The 19,066-nt window shown below is 72.8% G+C and carries 14 protein-coding genes; 8 read left to right on the top strand and 6 right to left on the bottom strand.

Annotation, left to right across the window (positions count from 1 at the left end; all coding sequences use genetic code 11):
- Positions 1–153 precede the first annotated feature (153 nt).
- Entirely contained in the window at positions 154–576 is a 423-nt protein-coding gene (locus ACZ5TL_RS18420) for a DUF3499 domain-containing protein (RefSeq protein WP_468590893.1), read from the bottom strand.
- Between the two features lie 294 nt (positions 577–870).
- On the opposite strand from ACZ5TL_RS18420, the gene ACZ5TL_RS18415 reads away from it, so the two are divergent.
- On the top strand, positions 871–1,326 hold the full coding sequence (locus tag ACZ5TL_RS18415) for a metallopeptidase family protein (RefSeq protein ID WP_468590926.1): 456 nt from the start codon (positions 871–873) through the stop codon (positions 1,324–1,326).
- Between the two features lie 21 nt (positions 1,327–1,347).
- On the opposite strand, the gene ACZ5TL_RS18410 is transcribed toward ACZ5TL_RS18415, so the two are convergent.
- The 3 genes from ACZ5TL_RS18410 to ACZ5TL_RS18400 form a co-directional block, all read right to left on the bottom strand.
- Positions 1,348–2,901, bottom strand: a complete 1,554-nt coding sequence (locus ACZ5TL_RS18410) for a DUF5719 family protein (RefSeq protein WP_468590892.1) — start codon at positions 2,899–2,901, stop codon at positions 1,348–1,350.
- The gene (locus ACZ5TL_RS18405; RefSeq protein WP_468590890.1) at positions 2,898–6,596 is read right to left on the bottom strand and encodes a glycosyltransferase family 2 protein; all 3,699 of its coding nucleotides are present in this window, start codon (positions 6,594–6,596) and stop codon (positions 2,898–2,900) included. The genes ACZ5TL_RS18410 and ACZ5TL_RS18405 overlap by 4 nt, the downstream gene beginning before the upstream one ends.
- A gap of 240 nt (positions 6,597–6,836) precedes the next feature.
- Positions 6,837–7,100, bottom strand: a complete 264-nt coding sequence (locus ACZ5TL_RS18400; protein ID WP_010034659.1) for a WhiB family transcriptional regulator — start codon at positions 7,098–7,100, stop codon at positions 6,837–6,839.
- 726 nt (positions 7,101–7,826) lie between these two features.
- On the opposite strand from ACZ5TL_RS18400, the gene ACZ5TL_RS18395 reads away from it, so the two are divergent.
- The 4 genes from ACZ5TL_RS18395 (at position 7,827) to ACZ5TL_RS18380 (ending at position 11,853) form a co-directional block, all read left to right on the top strand.
- Entirely contained in the window at positions 7,827–8,333 is a 507-nt protein-coding gene (locus ACZ5TL_RS18395; protein WP_468590888.1) for a cysteine dioxygenase, read from the top strand.
- A 171-nt stretch (positions 8,334–8,504) separates the two neighbouring features.
- Positions 8,505–9,464 (top strand): 2-phospho-L-lactate transferase, encoded by a 960-nt coding sequence (gene cofD, locus ACZ5TL_RS18390; RefSeq protein WP_468590887.1) that lies wholly within the window; start codon positions 8,505–8,507, stop codon positions 9,462–9,464.
- Positions 9,461–10,780 (top strand): coenzyme F420-0:L-glutamate ligase, encoded by a 1,320-nt coding sequence (locus tag ACZ5TL_RS18385; protein ID WP_468590886.1) that lies wholly within the window; start codon positions 9,461–9,463, stop codon positions 10,778–10,780. The genes cofD and ACZ5TL_RS18385 overlap by 4 nt, the downstream gene beginning before the upstream one ends.
- Positions 10,781–10,851: 71 nt before the next feature.
- Complete coding sequence (locus ACZ5TL_RS18380; protein ID WP_468590885.1) at positions 10,852–11,853, top strand: DNA-3-methyladenine glycosylase family protein; 1,002 nt, start codon at positions 10,852–10,854, stop codon at positions 11,851–11,853.
- A 196-nt stretch (positions 11,854–12,049) separates the two neighbouring features.
- Here the strand turns inward: ACZ5TL_RS18380 and manB are convergent, their stop codons facing one another.
- Positions 12,050–13,132, bottom strand: a complete 1,083-nt coding sequence (manB, locus tag ACZ5TL_RS18375) for a mannose-1-phosphate guanylyltransferase (protein WP_468590883.1) — start codon at positions 13,130–13,132, stop codon at positions 12,050–12,052.
- A gap of 133 nt (positions 13,133–13,265) precedes the next feature.
- On the bottom strand, positions 13,266–14,756 hold the full coding sequence (locus ACZ5TL_RS18370; RefSeq protein WP_468590882.1) for a peptidoglycan recognition protein family protein: 1,491 nt from the start codon (positions 14,754–14,756) through the stop codon (positions 13,266–13,268).
- Positions 14,757–14,905: 149 nt separating this feature from the next.
- On the opposite strand from ACZ5TL_RS18370, the gene ACZ5TL_RS18365 reads away from it, so the two are divergent.
- From ACZ5TL_RS18365 to ACZ5TL_RS18355, 3 genes are all read left to right on the top strand, one after another.
- Positions 14,906–15,661 (top strand): TIGR03089 family protein, encoded by a 756-nt coding sequence (locus ACZ5TL_RS18365; RefSeq protein ID WP_468590881.1) that lies wholly within the window; start codon positions 14,906–14,908, stop codon positions 15,659–15,661.
- A 260-nt stretch (positions 15,662–15,921) separates the two neighbouring features.
- The gene (locus ACZ5TL_RS18360) at positions 15,922–17,058 is read left to right on the top strand and encodes an LCP family protein (protein ID WP_468590925.1); all 1,137 of its coding nucleotides are present in this window, start codon (positions 15,922–15,924) and stop codon (positions 17,056–17,058) included.
- A 239-nt stretch (positions 17,059–17,297) separates the two neighbouring features.
- Positions 17,298–19,040, top strand: a complete 1,743-nt coding sequence (locus ACZ5TL_RS18355; protein ID WP_468590879.1) for an LCP family protein — start codon at positions 17,298–17,300, stop codon at positions 19,038–19,040.
- The last annotated feature ends 26 nt before the right edge of the window (positions 19,041–19,066 follow it).

Genomic DNA, 19,066 nt, shown 5'->3' with positions numbered 1-19,066 from the left:
CCTGAAAAGTACTGTCGGGCCGCCCAAACTACCCCCGGCCGCCGGCAGCGCGCTGGGCGGACGCCAGGAGGACTCCCGGCCGTCACCTGAGGTCAGGGCAGCGTCCGGCCCATGAGTGCACGTGTGGCATGCGGAGAGACAAGAGGGGGTGGCTCAGTTGTCGGGCGACCGCAGGACCCGCAGGTGCCCGCGCCGGGCGACCTCCATCGGGTCGGCCGCACGGCCGCCGCCACTGGCCCCGGCCGCCCGCTCCTGGGGGCGGGCCGCCTCGCGCACGGCGTTCGCAAGCGCTTCCAGGTCGTCGCCGCTCGGACGCGCCGGGGCCGAACCGTCGAGGAGCCGGACGACCTCCCAGCCGCGCGGGGCGGTGAGGCGTTCGGAGTGCTCGGCGCACAGGTCGTAGCAGTGGGGTTCGGCGTAGGTGGCGAGCGGGCCGAGGACCGCGGTCGAGTCGGCGTAGACGTACGTCAGCGTCGCGACGGCGGGACGGCCGCAGGCGGTGCGCGAACAGCGACGTACAGGGCTCACGATGTTGGACGGTACCGCACTCTTGAGCGGGCCGCGACGACTCTCCATCAGGTCACTCCACCGTGTCGTGCTGTGAAACGTCCCACACCCCCCTTCGGGTGCACCCCGCTGACCTGCCCGGACAGCTTCGTCCGTCATGTCGAACGATCCCGCAAGTGATCAAGAGTCGCTACAAAACCGTCAATTGCCGTGAGGTCGCCCCTCTCGGCGAGATACGGAATCGAGCCCAACCTTGGCTTGAATGCTCAGGTGACGACACGCCGTACGGGGCGGCCGGAAGCCGTCCGTGCCGCCGTGCGGTGCCGGGCACACGGGCACGGCGGGGACTACCCTTCACCAGTGATGGACAAGCCCGTGACCCCCCGTGCCGCCGCCCCCGGGCCCCGCCGTCGTGATCGACACGGCCGGGGCATGCGCGGCCCGATCGCGCCCCCGCAAGTGCCGCTCGCGGCAAGCCGCGCGGAGGCGTTCGCCGATCTGGTGCAGGACTCCGTGGAGCGGCTGGAGCGGCGGTGGCCGCAGCTCGCCGACATCGATTTCCTGGTCCTCGAGGTGCCGCGGCTCGACGGGCCCGGCCAGGGCTGGCACGACGAGTCGGTACCGCTCGGCGGCACGATCAGCGCGCGCGAGGGGCGCCCCGCGCGCGTGGTCGTCTACCGGCGGCCGGTCGAGATCCGCACCAAGGGACGCGACGAGCGGGCCGCGCTGGTGCACGAGGTCGTCGTCGAACAGGTCGCCGAACTGCTGGGGCTGACGCCGGAGACGGTGGATCCGCGGTACGGCGAGGACCAGGGCTGAGACGGCCGGCAGGGACCTGGGCTACTTCTGCAGCACCGACAGATCCTCGTCCGCCTCCGGTACGGCCACCGTCCCCCGGTCGTCGGGGAGCGTCTGGACGGTGAAGGCCGGGACGCCGTCCGCCGTGGCCGACAGGGTGCGTGAGCCGTAGACCGGGCCGCCGGAGACCGGCTCGACGGTGAGGGCGTACGTGCCCTTCAGACCGCTGGGGACCGCCGGCGCGATGTCCTGGGTCGTGCCGGCCTTGATCGTGTACGTCTTCGACACCGGGGTGCCGCCCTCGCTGCCCGCCGAGGAGGTGACCTTGACCGTGGCGGCGCGGCCGGGGGCGGTCAGGGACAGGGTGCTGCCCTTGGCGCTGTTGTCCGCGGACGTCGCGCGGGTGCCGACGGGGCGGGCGGCCGGGATGAACGCCGTCTCCTGCTTGTCGCCCTTGCCGCGTACGACCCGCAGGGCCGCCACGACCGGCACCGGCCGGTCCGTCGGGGTCAGCACCAGCGAGCCGGCCTCGCCGCGCGTGACGTCGCCCAGGTCGACGGCGGTCGTCATGCCGCCCTTGACGTGCACCGTCTCGTGCCCGGCCGGGGTGATCAGCCCGGAGGGGGAGGCGAGGCGCACCTTGAGGTCCGCGTCGGCGTCGCCGGGGGCGAAGGCGACCAGGCGTACGGAGGTGGCGTCCTTGGGGATGCCGGGCAGGACCAGGCTGCCGGACGGGTCCGTGGACGCGGCCAGCCAGTCGCCGCCGATCCTGTCGTCCAGGGCCTGCACGGCGGCGCCGACCCGCCCGCTGCGGACGTTGACGTGCACGGTGAGGTTGGTCTGCTGCTCGTCGGTGAGGGTGGACAGCAGGACCGGCTCACTGGAGTGCGGCTGGACCGTGATGCTCTCCCCCGCCGCCGACTTCAGGGCGCCGCCCTTGCCGTAGAGCTCGAGGTCGACCACGGCGGCCGAGTCGTCGGGGTTAGTCAGGTGGACGTAGTCGGTGCGGTCGGACGCCGTACTGGCGCCGGGGAACCAGAAGCTCGTGTCCGGGGCCGTGCAGTTGACGCCCTGCAGACCGCGCCCGGTCCCCACGGCGACCTCCGTCGTCTCCTGGACGGTCCAGCCGGGCGCGAACCTGCCGTCCGCGGTCCCGACGAGCGCGGGCGCCTCCGAGCCGGAGCTGTCGCCGGTGACCGGCTTGCCGGGCTCCTTGGGTGTCAGCACGGGCTTGGCGGCCTTATCGGCCTTGTCGGTCTTGCCGCCCTCGTCCTTGCCGGACTTCTCGCCGCCCCTGCCCTGGTCGCCGCCCGCTCCCGAGCCGTCCGCCGACTCCTCGGTCGCCGCTCGGAGTTCGGCCTTGCCGCCGCTCCCGGTGCCCTTCGTGACGGGCGTGAAGGAGGTGTAGGACGTCTCGGCGATGTCGGACAGACTGGGCGCCGGGCACAGCAGGCTCGTGCGCTCCACGGGCAGCTGGGCGGCCGCCTTGGCGGTGCTCTCCGTGCCGGGGGCGTCCGGCTGGGACAGCGCGGCGAAGCCGGTGACGGCGGCGAGCGCGGTCGCGCCGGCGATCAGGGACAGGGTGGTGCGGTTCACTGCTGGCTCCCGTCGGGACGCTCACTGCCCGTGCCGTGGGGGTCGTGCTGCTGCGCCGGGTCGTACGGCGTGCCGTACCCCTGGATGTAGGCCTGGTCGTATCCCTGCTGGTCGTACGACGGGTCCTGGGAGCGGCCGTCGTACGCGTACGGGTCGTACTGGCCGCCCTGGTGGGGATCCGCCTGGTACTGCTGGTACTGCTGCCCGTAGGCGTCCGCCGGGTACCGGGCGCCCTGGGACTGGTCGCCCTGGTACTGAGCGCCCTGGTACTGGTCGCCGTAGCCCGCGTACTCGCCGCTCTGGTAGCCGGCGTTGTCCCACTGTCCGTGGTTCTGCTGCTGGGGCACGGGGGCCGGTGGCTGCCCGGGCTGCGGAGGCGGGAACTCCTCCGGCGGGGCCGCGTCTTCGGCCTCGGCTTCCGCCTGGGCGCGCAGGCGGCGGGCGCGGCGGCCCTCGCCGGCGACGGCCTGGTCCGGGACGGCCGGCTCCTCGGGCAGGTCGTCGTCGATGTCGCGGCGGCGGCCCGGCAGGGCGAGCACCACGAGGACGACGGCGAGCGCGCCCTGCGTCCACAGCCAGGCGGTGTGGCCGATCGGGTCGTCGTAGGTGACGTCCAGCCTGCCGCCGGTGGCGGGCAGTTCGAAGCCCTGGGCCCAGCCGTCGACCGTGGTGAGCGTCAGCGGCTTGCCGTCGAGCGTGGCGGTCCAGCCGTCGGAGGCGGTGTCGGCGAGGCGCAGCACACGCCCGTCGGTGCCGGTCGGGATCGTGGTGTGGATGTCGACGGGTCCGGCGGCGACGGGCCGCGGAGTGCCCGATCCGGAAGCGTCGACGATGGCGGCCCGCGCGACCTCCCGGTCGATCCGCCACAGCGCGCCGCCGTCCTGCTGGCTGAGCCGGGTCAGGCCGGGCGTGGCGTCCAGGACGCGGGTGACCTCGCGGGGTGTGCCCTGGTGGACCAGGACGTAGCGCACGGCGAAGTCGCCGAGCTGGTCGGCCTGGTCGGCGCCGGAGCCGGCGACGAGGTTGGCGACGACCTTGTCGAGCCGGCTGTTCTCGCCGTCGGCGGCGGAGATCTCCCCGTCGCCGAGGCGGGCGCCGGAGCCGCGGACCAGCATGTAGCCGACGTGTGCGGCGGAGTCGCTGTCGAGGACGAGGGTGCGGGCCTGGTCGCGGGTGCGGCTCTCCTCGGCGACGAACGCGGGGACCTGGATCGGGTCCCGCCGCTCCAGGGGCCCGTCGGCGCCGCGGATCATCCAGCCGGCGGCGATGAGCAGCGGGCCCGCGGCCGAGGCGAAGGCGATCAGCGCGGCAACCGGCTGACGCCAGCCGAAGCTCTGCTCGGCGACACGCGTGCGTGCCCCGTCGGCGCCGAGCACGGCGGCGGCCAGGAGGGCGATGCCGTAGACGAGGGTCGCGGGTCCGGCCCAGGTGGAGTTGTTGGCCAGGACCGCGAAGACGAAACCGGTCAGGGCGACCGCCCAGGCCGTCAGGATGCCCAGCCGGCGTTCCGAGCGCAGCAGGGCGGCGAGCGCGGCCAGCACGACGCCGATGAGCATGAGGCCGCTGACGGTGCCGGGGCCGCCCGGGCTGGCGCCGAGCAGGTCGAGGGCGGAGGCGGCCGAGGAGCCGTAGTCCAGGCCGGCTTCCCTGAGGAAGCCGAACGGGAGCAGCGACAGAGACCAGGGTGCGAGGAGCAGCAGGGGCGTGCCGAGCTGGGCGAGGAACCGCGGCCCGTAGGCCGTGATCTCGGACCGGCGCAGGACCAGCAGCCCGGTGCCGAGCAGCAGCGCGATGGGCCACACGATCGGCGTGAACGCCGTGGTGATGGTCAGCAGCAGCGCGTAGGCCCACGTGGCGCGCCAACTGCCGCGCGTGCCCGAGGGGTTCGTCAGGCCGCCGGCCGCGATGCCCGCGCGGGCGATGAGCGGCAGCAGCACGGCGAGGACGGCGGTGCCGACGCGGCCGCCGGCGAGGGCGCCGGTGGCGGCGGGCAGGAAGGCGTAGACGACGGCCGCCCAGGCGCGCAGGAGCCGCGACTCGACCAGTGGGCGGGAGGCGAAGTAGGCGGTGAAACCGGCCAGCGGCACCGAGCAGACCAGCAGGAGCGCGACGGCGAGGCCGGTCGAGCCGAACAGCAGGGACGCCAGCATCGCCACGATCGCGATGTACGGGGGCGCGGAGGAGGTGCCTCCGGCGCCTACCGGATGCCAGGCGTCCAGGTAGCGCGCCCACAGCTCGGAGGAGTCCGCCGGGGCGGGCAGCAGGGCGCCGCCCGCGAGCGCGCCGCCGCCGAGCAGCTGGCGGCAGGCGACCAGGGAGACGAGCAGCAGCACCAGGAAGAGCACCGGTCCCGGCTTGCGCGCGATGCGCTTGAGCCGGGCGAACTGCTCGATCTCCAGGAAGTCCGCGTCGTCGCCCCCCGGGCCGGACTCGACGGCGCCGCCGTGCCGCCCGGCACCGGAGGCGGCCTCCGCGTCGGAGCTGCCGGCGAGGTTGCCGACGGCCTGTTCGACGGTGGCCCGGACGGTCGCGCCGGGCGGCGGGAACAGCGCTCGCAGCTCGCCCTTGTCGATCTGGGGGGTGCCTCTGCCGCGCCGCCCGGCGAGGATCCGCTCGGGCCTGAGCAGGGTGCCCAGCAGGCCGCGGATCTCGTCGACGGCCTGTCCGGGGACCTTGCCGACGAGGTAGGCGACGGTCCGCAGCAGGGTGCCGAGCACGATCCGCAGCAGCACCCAGGGGAGCACGGCCGTACGTGTGTTGACGAGGAGGGTGTAGACGGCGCCGGCCTTGTCGACCTTGTGCGGGGAGGCCGCCGTACGGCCCACGCAGTCGACGGTGCGGCGCTCGCGGGAGGCCGCCTCGGCGTGCCGGACGACCGCCTCGGGGGCGACCAGGACGCGGTAGCCCGCCGCGTGCGCGCGCCAGCACAGGTCGACGTCGTCGCGCATGAGGGGCAGGTGCCGGTCGAAGCCGCCGAGTTGCTCGAAGACGTCGCGCCGGACGAGCATGCCGGCGGTGGACACCGACAGCACGGACCGGACGTGGTCGTGCTGGCCCTGGTCCTGCTCGCGGCGGTCCAGGCCGGTCCAGCGGCGGCCGGAGTTGGCGATGGAGACGCCGACCTCCAGCAGCTGCCGCCGGTCGTACCAGCCGCGGAGCTTGGGGCCGACGACGGCCACGTCCTCGCGGCCCAGCTCGTACTCGTTGTCCACGGCCCGCAGCAGCTGGGCGAGGGCGTCGGGCTCCGGGGCGCAGTCGTCGTGCAGCAGCCACAGCCACTGGACCGGCTCGCCGTGCGGGAGCTCGGGCAGGTCATAGGCGTCGTCGCGCCAGGAGCGCGTGACCGGGTCCCAGCCGCTGGGCCGCTTCAGGTACGGCAGCTCGTCCGGGGTGAGGACCGGGGCGGTGCGTCCGCATTCCTCGACGGCCTGTCCGAAGCCGGTGCGGCGCGCCAGGTGCAGCACCCGGTCGGCACCGAGGGCGTCGGCGACCAGCTGGGCGGAGTCGTCCGCGCTGCCGGTGTCGGCGCCCATCGCGTACTGGGCGGGCCGCTCCTGGCCGAGCAGCCCGGCGAGCGCGTCGGGCAGCCAGCGGGCGCCGTCGTGGGAGACGAGGACCGCGGTCACCACATGACGCGGGAACTCAGGTGTGGCAGCGCTGTCGTGAGGAGCTGCCGAGTGGCTGTGCACGGACATCGAGGTACGGGCCCCGGTTCGGTGGACTGCGGTGGACGCCCGCGACCGGTGGGGGCAGCGGGGCGTCTCGGACGAGCGCCCACACTATCGGCAGTCCCACGGGGGGCGGCGCGCAGCGCCTCATCAAGGGGAGGCGGTCGGGAACCGGGCGGGCAAGGAGGCCCGCCGCCTGTGGACACCCCACCTGCGACGGGCCGTTCGAGCCGTGCGCGTGTGTACGGAACGGATCCGGGACGCCGGTCAGACCGCGGCCTTCTTCAGGCGGCGGCGCTCCCGCTCGGACAGACCGCCCCAGATGCCGAAGCGCTCGTCGTTGGCGAGGGCGTACTCGAGGCACTCGGAGCGGACCTCACAGGCGAGGCAGACCTTCTTGGCCTCCCGGGTCGAGCCGCCCTTCTCGGGAAAGAAGGACTCGGGATCGGTCTGGGCGCACAGTGCGCGCTCCTGCCAGCCGAGTTCCTCGTCCGCGTCGTCGACCAGCAGTTGCTGCACCGTCTCGGTCATGTGCGCCCCTCGTCTGTCTTTCGCGTCCCCGTGATCTAGCCGTTACCGATTCCGGCTGAACGACACGAGTGAAATTACAAGTGTGCTGCTCCGGGCGAGTCAAGCCGAGATCTGCTATTGGGCCCCTTATTCACTCTGCGGAACCAAGCCCATGCGGAAAGTGTTCAAATCACCATAAAACCTGACACACGGACGCGAGACCGCTGGGCTCACGCCTTCCGCCGGACCCCTCGCAGCCCCTACGGAGAAGGACGCCCAGGAGTTCGATCTCGTTCCGGCACGCCCCGCGAAGCGAACTGGATCACAGTCGGATCACGAGTGCGCAACGGGGTTTGCCGGCCCGGATGGACGCCATGTGTCCCGGGTCGGGCATGAACAAACCTTTCATCTGAGCGATCGACCGGATGAGGTGAACCTCATCCCACATACCGGGTGCCGAGTTGACAGTGGAGGTGTGAACCGGTGTCCTTGGGGGCATGCTCGCGAACTTGGCACTCACCTCGACCCGCACCGCCGGGTCCCACGGTGCTGCCCGCGCTCGCTGTAGCTGTCGCTGTTGCTGTTCCAGCTGTTGAGCCCAACGCGCTCCGGCTGCCGCTGAGTCACCCACGGCTCGGCCGCTGTTGCCTCCGCCCCCACCAGGCACTCCTGTCGCCGCCCGCGACCCGGGCACACGCGGCGCGCCCCCCACCGACTTTCCACTCCTGCCGAGGAACCACCGCACCCATGAACAGCGACAGCGACCTCCAGATCGCCGGCGACATCCTCGAAGTCCCGCACCTGCTCCAGCTCCCGCGCGAGCACCCGGCCACCGTCGCCGAGTTCGCCGGACTCGCCCGCTCCCTCGCCGACGACCGCTCCCAGTGGGAGCACCTCGTCCGCTACGACACGGCCAGCCGGTGGTACCACCGGCTGCGCACCGGCCCGGGCTACGAGGTGTGGCTGCTGTCCTGGGTGCCCGGGCAGGGCAGCGGGCTGCACGACCACGGCCGCTCCTCCGGTGTGCTGACCGTGCTGGACGGCACGCTCACCGAGCGCACGGAGCGGGGCACGCGCGCGTTGCGCGCGGGCGCGCAGCGTGTGTTCGCGCCGGGGTACGTACACGAGGTGGTGAACGATGCACTGGAGCCGGCGGTGAGTCTGCACGTGTACCACCCGGGGCTGACGGAGATGCCGATGCACACGGCTCCGCACTGCGAGGCCCTCACCGAGCCGGGCGCCCTGACCGCCTGACGGGTTGCCGTGACCGATAGCGGGTGGCCGTGACCGATGACGGGTGGTCTCAAGCCCCCGGCGGGTCCCGTGGCCGCTGACCGGTTGTCGTGGCCGCCCGCGACCCTGTCCCGCCCGTCGTCCGACCACCACCCCTCAACGAGTCCGCCTGGCGGCTGACACACTGTTTCAATGCGCATTGTGGTTCTGGCAGGCGGCATCGGTGGTGCCCGGTTCCTGCGTGGTCTGAAGCGGGCCGTGCCGGACGCGGACATCACGGTCATCGGCAACACCGGGGACGACATCCACCTCTTCGGGCTGAAGGTCTGCCCGGACCTCGACACGGTGATGTACACGCTCGGCGGCGGCATCAACGAGGAGCAGGGCTGGGGCCGGGCCGACGAGACCTTCCACCTCAAGGAGGAGCTCGCGGCGTACGGCGTCGGGCCCGAGTGGTTCGGCCTCGGCGACCGGGACTTCGCCACGCACATCGTGCGGACGCAGATGCTCGGCGCCGGGTACCCGCTGAGCGCGGTGACCGAGGCACTGTGCGACCGGTGGCAGCCGGGAGTGCGGCTGATCCCGATGTCCGACGATCGTGTCGAGACCCACGTGGCCGTGGAGATCGACGGCGAGCGCAAGGCGATCCACTTCCAGGAGTACTGGGTGCGGCTGCGCGCCTCGGTGCCCGCCGAGGCCGTCGTGCCGGTGGGCGCCGACCAGGCGAAGCCCGCGCCGGGCGTGCTGGAGGCCCTCGCCGAGGCGGACGTGATCCTCTTCCCGCCGTCCAACCCCGTGGTGTCGATCGGCACCATCCTCGCCGTGCCCGGCGTCCGGGAGGCGATCGCCGACGCCGGGGTGCCGGTGATCGGCCTGTCCCCCATCGTCGGCGACGCACCCGTGCGGGGTATGGCCGACAAGGTGCTCGCCGCCGTGGGCGTGGAGTCGACCGCGACGGCGGTGGCCGAGCACTACGGCTCGGGCCTGCTGGACGGCTGGCTCGTCGACACGGTGGACGCGGGAGCGGTGGACCAGGTCGAGGCGGCCGGGATCCGCTGCCGGGCCGTGCCGCTGATGATGACCGACGCGGACGCGACCGAACGGATGGCCCGGGAGGCGCTGGCGCTGGCGGAGGAGGTGCGCGGCGCGTGAGCGGCGAGGAGCGGGGTGCCGCGGAATACCGGGTGTGGGCCCCGGCCGGGCTGCCCGAGGTCGCGGCCGGAGACGATCTGGCCAAGCTGATCGCCGCCGCCGAACCCGGTCTGGCCGACGGGGACGTGCTGCTCGTCACGTCGAAGATCGTGTCCAAGGCGGAGGGCCGGATCGTCCGGGCCGCCGACCGGGAGGCCGCGATCGACGCGGAGACCGTACGGGTGGTCGCCCGGCGCGGCAGCCTGCGGATCGTCGAGAACCGGCAGGGCCTCGTCATGGCCGCGGCCGGGGTGGACGCGTCCAACACCCCTGACGGGACCGTGCTGTTGCTGCCCGAGGACCCGGACGCCTCCGCCCGCGCCATCCGCGCCGGGCTGCGTGACGCCCTCGGCGTCGATGTCGGTGTCGTCGTCACCGACACCTTCGGGCGCCCCTGGCGCGCGGGGCTCACGGACGTCGCGATCGGCGCCGCCGGAGTGCGCGTACTCGATGATCTGCGTGGGGGCACGGACGCGTACGGCCATCCGCTCAGCGCCACCGTCGTCGCCACGGCCGACGAACTCGCCGCCGCCGGTGACCTGGTCAAGGGCAAGGCCGCCGGCCTGCCCGTCGCCGTGGTGCGCGGACTCGCGCACCTGATGGCGGACGGCGACGACGGCGAGGGGGCCCGGGCCATGGTCCGCGGCGCCCGCGACGACATGTTCCGCCTCGGCACCTCGGAGGCGGTACGGCTGGCGGTGACCCAGCGGCGTACGGTCCGGGCCTTCACCGACGAGCCCGTCGACCCCGGTGCCGTACGGCGGGCCGTGGCCGCGGCCGTGACCGCGCCGGCGCCGCACCACACGACGCCGTGGCGGTTCGTGCTGCTGGAGTCGGAGGAGTCGCGGACGCGGCTGCTCGACGCCATGCGGGACGCGTGGGTCGCCGACCTGCGGCGGGACGGCAGGACGGAGGAGTCGATCGCCAAGCGGGTCCGGCGCGGTGACGTCCTGCGGAACGCGCCGTACCTCGTGGTGCCCTGTCTGGTCATGGACGGCTCGCACACCTATGGCGACGCACGGCGGGACGGAGCCGAGCGGGAGATGTTCGTGGTCGCCGCCGGTGCCGGCGTGCAGAACTTCCTCGTCGCGCTGGCCGGGGAGCGGCTGGGGTCGGCGTGGGTGTCGTCGACGATGTTCTGCCGGGACGTGGTCCGTGAGGTGCTGGAGCTGCCGGCGCACTGGGACCCGATGGGGGCGGTGGCGGTCGGGCATCCCGCGGAGGAACCGCGGGCGCGGGCGGAGCGGGACGCGGGGGCGTTCGTCGAGGTGCGGTGAGAGGCGCCGGCCCGGGCCTACCCTCGTAGGGCCCCTCTCGACCCCGGCGACCTCATTCAGGGACTTCATTCATGGCAGGACGGTTCGCTCCCCGGCCCACCCGTACGACGGTGCGCGGTGGGCATGTCGCCGTGCCCGGAGGGGTGCCGCGGCAGGCGGCGGGGCCGGGGCGGGTGCGGGACTGGGTGCCGGACGGGCCGCTGGATCTCGGGCTGGTGCTCGGGCCGTTGCGGCGCGGCCCGGGGGATCCGACGTTCCGGGCGATGCCGGACGGGTCCGTGTGGCGGGCGAGCCTCACTCCCGCCGGGCCCGGAACGCTGCGGGTGTGCGCGTACGGCGGTGGGGTGCGCGGGGAGGCCTGGGGGCCCGGGGCGGAGTGGCTGCTGGAGCGGCTGCCGGAGATGCTCGGGGCCGCGGATGATCCGTCGGCGTTCGTGCCGCGGCATCGGCTGCTGGCGACGACCCGGCATCGGCTGCCCGGGCTGCGGCTGACGCGGAGCGGGCTCGTGCTGGAGTCGCTGATCCCGTCGATTCTGGAGCAGAAGGTCACGACCGACGAGGCGTACCGGGCGTGGCGGTTGCTGGTACGGAAGTACGGGGAGCCAGCACCGGGGCCCGCGCCCGGGCGGATGCGGGTGATGCCGGCGCCTCGGACGTGGGCGCTGATTCCGTCGTGGGAGTGGCACCGGGCCGGGGTCGACAACAAGCGGGCGTCGACGATTCTGCGTGCCGTGCGGGTCGCCGCGCGGCTGGAGCAGGCGGTGGGGATGGAGCCGGGGGCGGCTCGGGCGCGGCTGGAGGTCGTGCCGGGGATCGGGCCGTGGACGTCGGCGGAGACGGTGCAGCGCAGTCATGGGGCGGCGGACGAGGTGACGGTGGGAGATCTGCACCTGCCGGGCATCGTGGGGTGGGCGCTGGCCGGGGACCGGGACGCGGACGACGCGGTGATGCTGGAGCTGCTGGAGCCGTATGCGGGGCAGCGGCATCGGGCGGCTCGGTTGATTCTGCTGAGCGGGAGGGTGCCGGGGCGGAGGGCGCCGAAGATGCCTCGGTGGGACATCGGGACGTTGTGAGGTGCTGCCTGGCGTTCGGTGCTCGGCGTGGGGGGCGGGGCGTTGCGCAGCCGGTGCTGCGGGGTGCCGCTGCGCCCGCCCCTCTCCCAAGCTCTCGGCTTCGCCAGAGCAGGGCCCCGACGCCCTGAGCGGCACGGTTGCCCGCATCTGAGCGGGAGGACGCCCCTGGTCGCGGCCCCGCCCCACCCCGTAGGCGCTACTGGTCCGACGAGAAGCGGACCGCTCCCGCTGGGATGCGGGCGTCGCACCATATGCGGGCGCCCTCCAGGAGTTCGTTGTCGGGGCCGACGATCGCGCCGTCGCCTATGACCGTGCCCGTGAGGACGGAGCGTTCGCCCACGCGGGCCCGGGTGCCGATCAGGGAGTCGGTGATGACGGCGCCCGGTTCGATCACCGCGCCCGGCAGGATCGTGCTGCCGAAGACACGGGCACCCTCGGCGACGAAGGCACCCTCGCCCACCACCGTGCCGCCCGACAGTTTCGCGTCGGACGCGACCTGAGCCGTCGGCAGGACCAGGCGGTCGCCGCAGCGGCCGGGGACGGCGGGCGACGGGGCCCTGCCCAGCACCAGGTCCGCCGAGCCCCGCACGAACGCCGCCGGTGTGCCGAGGTCCAGCCAGTACGTGGAGTCGACCATGCCCTGCAGGTGAGCGCCGGCGGACAGGAGGTCCGGGAAGGTCTCCCGCTCCACCGACACCGGCCGGCCCAGCGGGATCGTGTCGATGACCGAGCGGCGGAAGACGTACGCCCCCGCGTTGATCTGGTCGGTGACGATCTCCTCGGGGGTCTGCGGCTTCTCCAGGAACGCCAGGACCCTGCCCGTCTCGTCCGTGGGGACGAGACCGTAGGCGCGCGGGTCGGTGACCTTGGTGAGGTGCAGGGAGACGTCCGCGCCCGTCGTCTCGTGGGTGTCGACCAGGGCCCGGATGTCGAGGCCCGTCAGGATGTCGCCGTTGAAGATCAGGACCGGGTCGTCGGGCCCCGAGTGCAGCCGGGAGGCCACGTTCCGGATGGCGCCGCCCGTGCCCAGCGGCTCCTCCTCCGTCACGTACTCGAGGTGGAGCCCGAGCGCGGCCCCGTCACCGAAGTACGGCTCGAAGACCTCGGCCAGGTACGAGGTGGCCAGGACGATGTGCTCGACGCCCGCCGCTCTCGCTCTCGCCAGCTGGTGCGTGAGGAAGGGCACCCCGGCCGCCGGGACCATGGGCTTGGGCGTGTGCACCGTGAGCGGGCGCAGCCGGGTGCCCTTGCCGCCGACCAGGAGGATCGCTTCTGTCACGTGTCGTCTCTGCTTCCTGCCGGGACCGGCCGAACTGTCTTTCGGCCGGTCAGTGTATGCAGACCGTTCCGTGGCGCCTTCGTCGGCCGTGCGGCATCCGCCCCCCTGCCCCCCGGCGGCGGTGAACGTGTCCTCAGCGGCCCTGGTAGCGGGCCGCCTTGGAGCGGGCCGAGCCGAGCTTGCCGTAGAGCTTCCGGCCCGGGCACTCGGTCCTGAAGCCGTCCCGGTGGCCTGAGATCACGTTCAGTCGCACCTTCTTGCCTTTTCCGTAGAGGTTGCTGCCGGCCGACCGCAGGTACGTCTTTCCCCGCGGATTCACCCCGTACAGACCCAGCTTCCACGCGGTCAGCCGGGCGACGGCCTTGACCGCGGACTCCGAGGGCTTGGTGGAGCCGTACGACCCGAGGACGGCGATCCCCATGCTGTTGCTGTTGAAACCAAGCGTGTGCGCGCCGAGGACCGGCTTCGCCACGCCTCCGGCACGGCCCTCGTAGATCTTTCCGCACTTGTCGATGACGAAGTTGTAGCCGATGTCCCGCCAGCCCATGCTCTTGACGTGGTAGCGGTAGATACTGCGGATGAGTGACGGGGCCTGCGAGCAGCGGTACTTGTTGCCGCTGGCCGTGTGGTGCACGAAGGCCGCCTTCACCTTCTTCGTGTACCGGAAGCCCCGCTCCCGCACCCCCTCGTTCGCCCCCCAGCCGCGTCGCGTGACGATACGCGGGCGCGGGCCGACGTACGGCCTCGCCTGCTGGTGCGCCGTCAGGTTGCCGCCGCTGAACGCGCGGAACTTCCGCTCGGACTCGGCCCGGTTCAGGGCCGGGATCTCGGTGACGCCCAGAGGGGCGAGGTCGGCGTTGACCGCGGAGGCCTCGACGGCGGCCTCGACGGCGGCGGACGCCGCGACTGCGGCGGAGCTCTCGCCGGCGAGGCCGGCGGCGCGGGGGCCGTCCGCGGAGGCGCCGGGTGACGAGGCATCGTCGCCCGGGTCGACGAGTTCGAGGCGGAGGCCGGAGGGGAGCGGGGGCGCGGCGGGCAGGTTGCGGGCGCCCGTGCCGTGGTGCGCGGAGCCGGCTTCCGCGCTCTCGGGTTCGGAGCGGACCCGGAGTTCCACCCCGTCGGAGTCCCCCACCCACAGCGGGGCCGTGGCACCGCGGACTCGGCCCGACGTGCTCTCGGGCGTGCCCCGGTCGGCCGCGTGGTCGGCGTTGTGCGCCTCCATGTCCTGCCAGCCGGACCAGGTGCCGGTGTCCGCAGCACGGGTGCGGACCTGGACACGGCCGTGCAGTTCGGCCCGGGGGTCGTCCCAGACGACGCCGACGAGGGAGAAGTGGCGTACGGCACGGCGGGGCAGGCCCTGCTCGGTGGCGGGGGCGGAGGGGGTGGCGCGGTTGCGGGTGAGGGGGCCGAGGGGGAGCGACTGAGTGCTGCCGGGGGCGTACGGTTCGGCCGCGCGCCGGGGAGCCGTGGCCGACGTCCCCGTGTGGAGCGCGGGTCTCGCGGCCGTGGCGGCTTCCGTGGACGGCTCCGGTCTCGCCGTCGCCGCGAAGGCGGGTGGGGTGAGGGGGAGGGCCAGAGCGGCCGCACAGGTGACACCGATCGAGGAAGCAAGGAATCCACGCATGCCCCTGATCTTGGACATAGTCGTACAAGTCTGTCCATTTGGGAGTTGACGGCCCGTCGGTCCGGGTTCGGCCGAACCGGTGGCGGAATCGCGGCGGGAGGCGGGCGGGCCGTTGGGTGGGGGCCGGTGCGCCGCGTACGCTTGCGCGGGTGAACGCCACCGATCGCACCCCTGCCGACCTGCTGGGTTCCGCGCTCGCCGCGGACCCGGGACGTCCCCTGGTGACCTTCTACGACGACGCCACGGGCGAACGGGTCGAACTGTCCGTGGCCACCTTCGCCAATTGGGTGGCCAAGACCTCGAACCTGCTCCAGGACGAGTTGTCCGTCGAACCCGGGGAACGGGTCGCCCTGTTGCTGCCGGCGCACTGGCAGACGGCGGTGTGGCTGCTGGCGTGTTCGTCGGTGGGGGTCGTCGCCGACGTGACCGGGGATGTGCGGTCGGCCGATGTCGTGGTGAGCGGGCCGGACGGGCTGGAGGCGGCGCGGGCGTGCTCCGGGGCACGGGTCGCGATGGCGCTGCGGCCGCTCGGGGGGCGGTTCCCGCAGGCGCCCGAGGGGTTCGTCGACTACGCGGTGGAGGTGCCGGGCCAGGGCGACCGGTTCGTGCCCTATGCGCCGGTGGATCCGGAGGCGCCCGCGCTGATCGTGGCGGGGCGGGAGTTCAGCGGAGCCGAGGTGGTCGAGCGGGCCCGGGCCGAGGCGACGGTACTGGGGCTGACCGGGCCCGGGTCGCGGATCCTGTCGGGGCTCGCGTACGACACCTGGGAGGGGTTGAACGCGGGGCTGTACGGCCCCCTGGCCACGGGCGGTTCCGTGGTGCTGTGCCGGAATCTGGAGCGGGCCGGGGACGGGGTGCTGGACAAGCGGGTCGAGAGCGAGCGGGTCACGGCCATCGCCCGCTAGCGCCGCAACAGGCCACGTTCGCCCCGTCGCGACGCCCTGCACGCAAGGGCGTTCCCTCACCGTCCGCCTCTCCCCCGTTCGGACCATCCCCACCCCTCCCCCGCCGTCCATCCGCGCCATCGTCGTAGGAGCAGTGCGTACGGCACGTTCCTACGTGAGGAGGGGTGGTCCCTGTCGTGGCCGACACACGAAGGCTGGGGCCTGGGGCCGGGGCCTCCGCCAGTGGGCCGGGGCTGGTGCGGCGGCGTCGGCGGCGGGGCATGCGGATCGCGGCGTTCGCGGTCGGCGGTGTCGTCATGGCGGCCGCCGGGGCGGGATGGGCGGTGTACGCGAAGCTCAGCGGGAACATCACGCCCGACGAGGCGGCCGCGGCCGAGCTCGCCCGGTACGAGAAGGAGCGGCCCACCTCGCTGGTCAAGGACGCGCGGAACATCCTGCTGATCGGGTCGGACTCGCGTGAGGGCGACGACAACGCCCGGTACGGGCGGGACTCGGGCACCGAGCGGTCCGACACCACGATCCTGCTGCACCTGTCCGCGGGCCGGGGCCGCGCCACCGCCGTCTCCCTCCCCCGGGACCTGATGGTGGACGTGCCCGGCTGCCGCCGCCCGGACGGGTCCCGCAGCACGCCCCGGTTCACCATGTTCAACCAGGCCTTCCAGATGGGCGGTTCGGCCTGCACCATCCGGACGGTCGAGAAGCTCACCCGCGTCCGCGTCGACCATCACGTCGTCGTCGACTTCCACGGCTTCAAGGAGATGGTCGACGCGGTCGACGGCGTCGAGGTGTGCCTGCGGGAGCCGGTCGACGACCGGGCCGCCAAACTGCGGCTGCCCGCCGGGCGGGTGACGCTCGACGGCGAGCAGGCCCTCGGCTACGTCCGCGCCCGCAAGTCCCTCGGCGACGGCAGCGACACGGAGCGGATGGAACGGCAGCAACGATTCCTCGGGGCACTCGTCAACAAGGTGCGCAGCAATGACGTCCTGCTGAATCCGGCGAAGCTGTATCCGGTGCTGGACGCCGCCACGTCCTCCCTCACAACGGACCCGGATCTGGCGAGCCTGCGCGGTTTGTACGCACTCGTGCGGGGCTTGCGCGACATCCCCATGGAACAAGTGCAATTCCTGACCGTTCCCCGGGAGTCGTATGCGTACGACGCCAATCGCGACCAACTCGTGGAGCCCGAGGCGGAGAAGCTGTTCGAGCGGCTGCGCACCGACACACCGGTGGTCGTGGAGGGAAACGTACCGCGCGGTTCCGCTCCGCTGAAGCCCGCGGATTCGCGTGACGGGCCGCACGGGGACGCGCATCCGGGGCCCTTCGCGAAGCCCGTCCTCACCGTTTCTCCTCCACCGACGTTCCGGGGGAACACGGCAGCCGAGGACACCTGCGAGTAAAGCGGGCACCAAGGTAACTCCGAGGCAATGAACTCTTCACCTGAGAAATGGGCGAATTGCCCAGGTGTAGGGACGTGGAATGGGTCACCGCCGTCGCTCGACCCGGAAGTAGCCAGTTAATGTGAGCGGTCCGGTGCGCCCGGCTCTGAGGGACGGTCCTGAGGTCGCGCGCTGTGTGACCAAAACCGAGCGCCTTGGAGGGGAAGGCGCCGCGTGCCCCGACGGAGGAACAGGCAACCGTGGACGCGCAAGGCCGTGGGCGGGCGGACGACATCGATCCCGCAGACCAGTGGGTGCTCAACCCGAACACCGGCGAATACGAACTGCGACTGACCCCTTCCACACCGCAGTCGGGCGTCCCCGGGCCCCGGAAGCCGCCGGCCTCCGACACGGGCAGGCCGGCGCGCGGCCGTACGGGCACGCCCGGAAGGCCCCGGCCCGAGACCTCCGGCCGCACGGTACCGCCGCCGCGCAGGCGCCGCGGGGCGCCGGAGGAGCCGCTGCCGGGGCGGCGCGGGCGGCGGCCGGCCAAGAAGGCCGCGAAGGGGAAGAAGATCCTGCTGTGGACCGGCGGCGTGATGGCGTTCGTGCTGCTCGCCGGGGCAGGCGCCGGGTACTTCTACATCGAGCACCTGAACGACAACATCGCGTCCGTCTCCGACGACGGCGCGAGCACCGGTGGCTTCCAGAAGGACAAGGCCATCAACATCCTGCTGATCGGCACCGACAAGCGCACCGGCAAGGGCAACGACAGCTACGGCGACGCGGGCAGTGTCGGGCACGCCGACACCACGATCCTGCTGCATGTCTCCAAGGACCGTTCGAACGCGACCGCGCTGAGCATCCCGCGTGACCTGATCGTGGACGTGCCGGACTGCCCGACCACGCAGGAGGACGGCTCGCAGAAGATCATCCCGGGCACGCGGCAGGCCCGCTTCAACACCAGCCTCGGCCAGGACGGCCGTACGCCCAGCTGCACCATGCGGACCGTGACCGAGCTGACCGGGGTCAAGCCGGACAACTTCATGGTCGCCGACTTCAACGCGGTCAAGACGCTGACCAGCGCGGTCGGCGGGGTCGAGGTCTGTCTGGGCAAGGACATCGACGACCCGGACTCGCACCTGAAGCTGTCGAAGGGCACGCACACGATCGAGGGCGAGCAGGCGCTGGCGTTCGTGCGCACCCGGCACGCCGTGGGCTTCGGCGGCGACCTGAGCCGGATCGGGCTGCAGCAGCAGTTCCTGAGCGCGCTGATGCGCAAGCTGAAGGACAACGACACGCTCACCAGCCCGTCGAAGATGCTCGACCTGGCCGAGGCGGGCACCAAGGCACTGACCGTCGACTCGCAGCTGGACAGCATCGGCAAGCTGAAGGACCTCGGTCTGGAGCTGGGCAAGCTCAACACCAAGAACCTGACCTTCACCACCGTGCCGGTGGTCGACAACCCGGCGGAGAAGGTCAAGGCCACGGTCGTCCTCAACCAGTCGACGGCCCCGCGGGTCTTCGAGATGATCAAGAACGACGTCTCCTTCACCGCGGTCAAGGAGGAGAAGAAGAAGGAGGCCGCGTCGGTGGCCGCCCGGCTCAAGGGCACCAAGGCCCCGGCCTCCGAGGTGCGGGTGCGGATCCTCAACGGCGGTGCCGTCGCGGGCAGCGCCCAGGAGACGCTCAGCTGGCTGCAGAACGAGGAGGGCGTCACCAAGTCGGAGAACGCCGGCAACGCGCCCGCCGAACTGGCGAAGACCACCCTCGAGTACGCCCCGGACCAGGCCGCCCAGGCCCGCCGCCTCGCCGCCATCATGGGCCTGTCCGGGGCCGCGCTGAAGCCCGGCGAGAGCGTGACCAACTCCCAGGGCGTGCCCGCGATGACCCTCACCCTGGGCAAGGACTTCGAGGGGCCGGGCACCTCCCTCACGACTCCGTCGAAGGCGCCGGAGGGCGTCGACAGGTCCACGGCGGACAAGGTCGAGTGCGCCCAGTGACCTGACGGGCCTGTCGTACGTCTCAC

Source organism: Streptomyces sp. NPDC033136 (genome assembly GCF_055578235.1).
The sequence above is the reverse complement of the archived record's forward strand: the minus strand, read 5'-3'. Positions and strand labels throughout refer to the sequence as shown.

What these genes read in the sequence shown, in the direction of transcription:
- ACZ5TL_RS18400 (WP_010034659.1), bottom strand. Translation starts at nt 7,100, where the DNA reads ATGACCGAGACGGTGCAGCAACTGCTGGTCGACGACGCGGACGAGGAA.
- ACZ5TL_RS18415 (WP_468590926.1), top strand. Translation starts at nt 871, where the DNA reads ATGGACAAGCCCGTGACCCCCCGTGCCGCCGCCCCCGGGCCCCGCCGT.
- ACZ5TL_RS18395 (WP_468590888.1), top strand. Translation starts at nt 7,827, where the DNA reads ATGAACAGCGACAGCGACCTCCAGATCGCCGGCGACATCCTCGAAGTC.
- ACZ5TL_RS18370 (WP_468590882.1), bottom strand. Translation starts at nt 14,756, where the DNA reads ATGCGTGGATTCCTTGCTTCCTCGATCGGTGTCACCTGTGCGGCCGCT.
- ACZ5TL_RS18405 (WP_468590890.1), bottom strand. Translation starts at nt 6,596, where the DNA reads ATGTCCGTGCACAGCCACTCGGCAGCTCCTCACGACAGCGCTGCCACA.
- cofD (WP_468590887.1), top strand. Translation starts at nt 8,505, where the DNA reads ATGCGCATTGTGGTTCTGGCAGGCGGCATCGGTGGTGCCCGGTTCCTG.
- ACZ5TL_RS18360 (WP_468590925.1), top strand. Translation starts at nt 15,922, where the DNA reads ATGCGGATCGCGGCGTTCGCGGTCGGCGGTGTCGTCATGGCGGCCGCC.
- ACZ5TL_RS18380 (WP_468590885.1), top strand. Translation starts at nt 10,852, where the DNA reads ATGGCAGGACGGTTCGCTCCCCGGCCCACCCGTACGACGGTGCGCGGT.
- ACZ5TL_RS18420 (WP_468590893.1), bottom strand. Translation starts at nt 576, where the DNA reads ATGGAGAGTCGTCGCGGCCCGCTCAAGAGTGCGGTACCGTCCAACATC.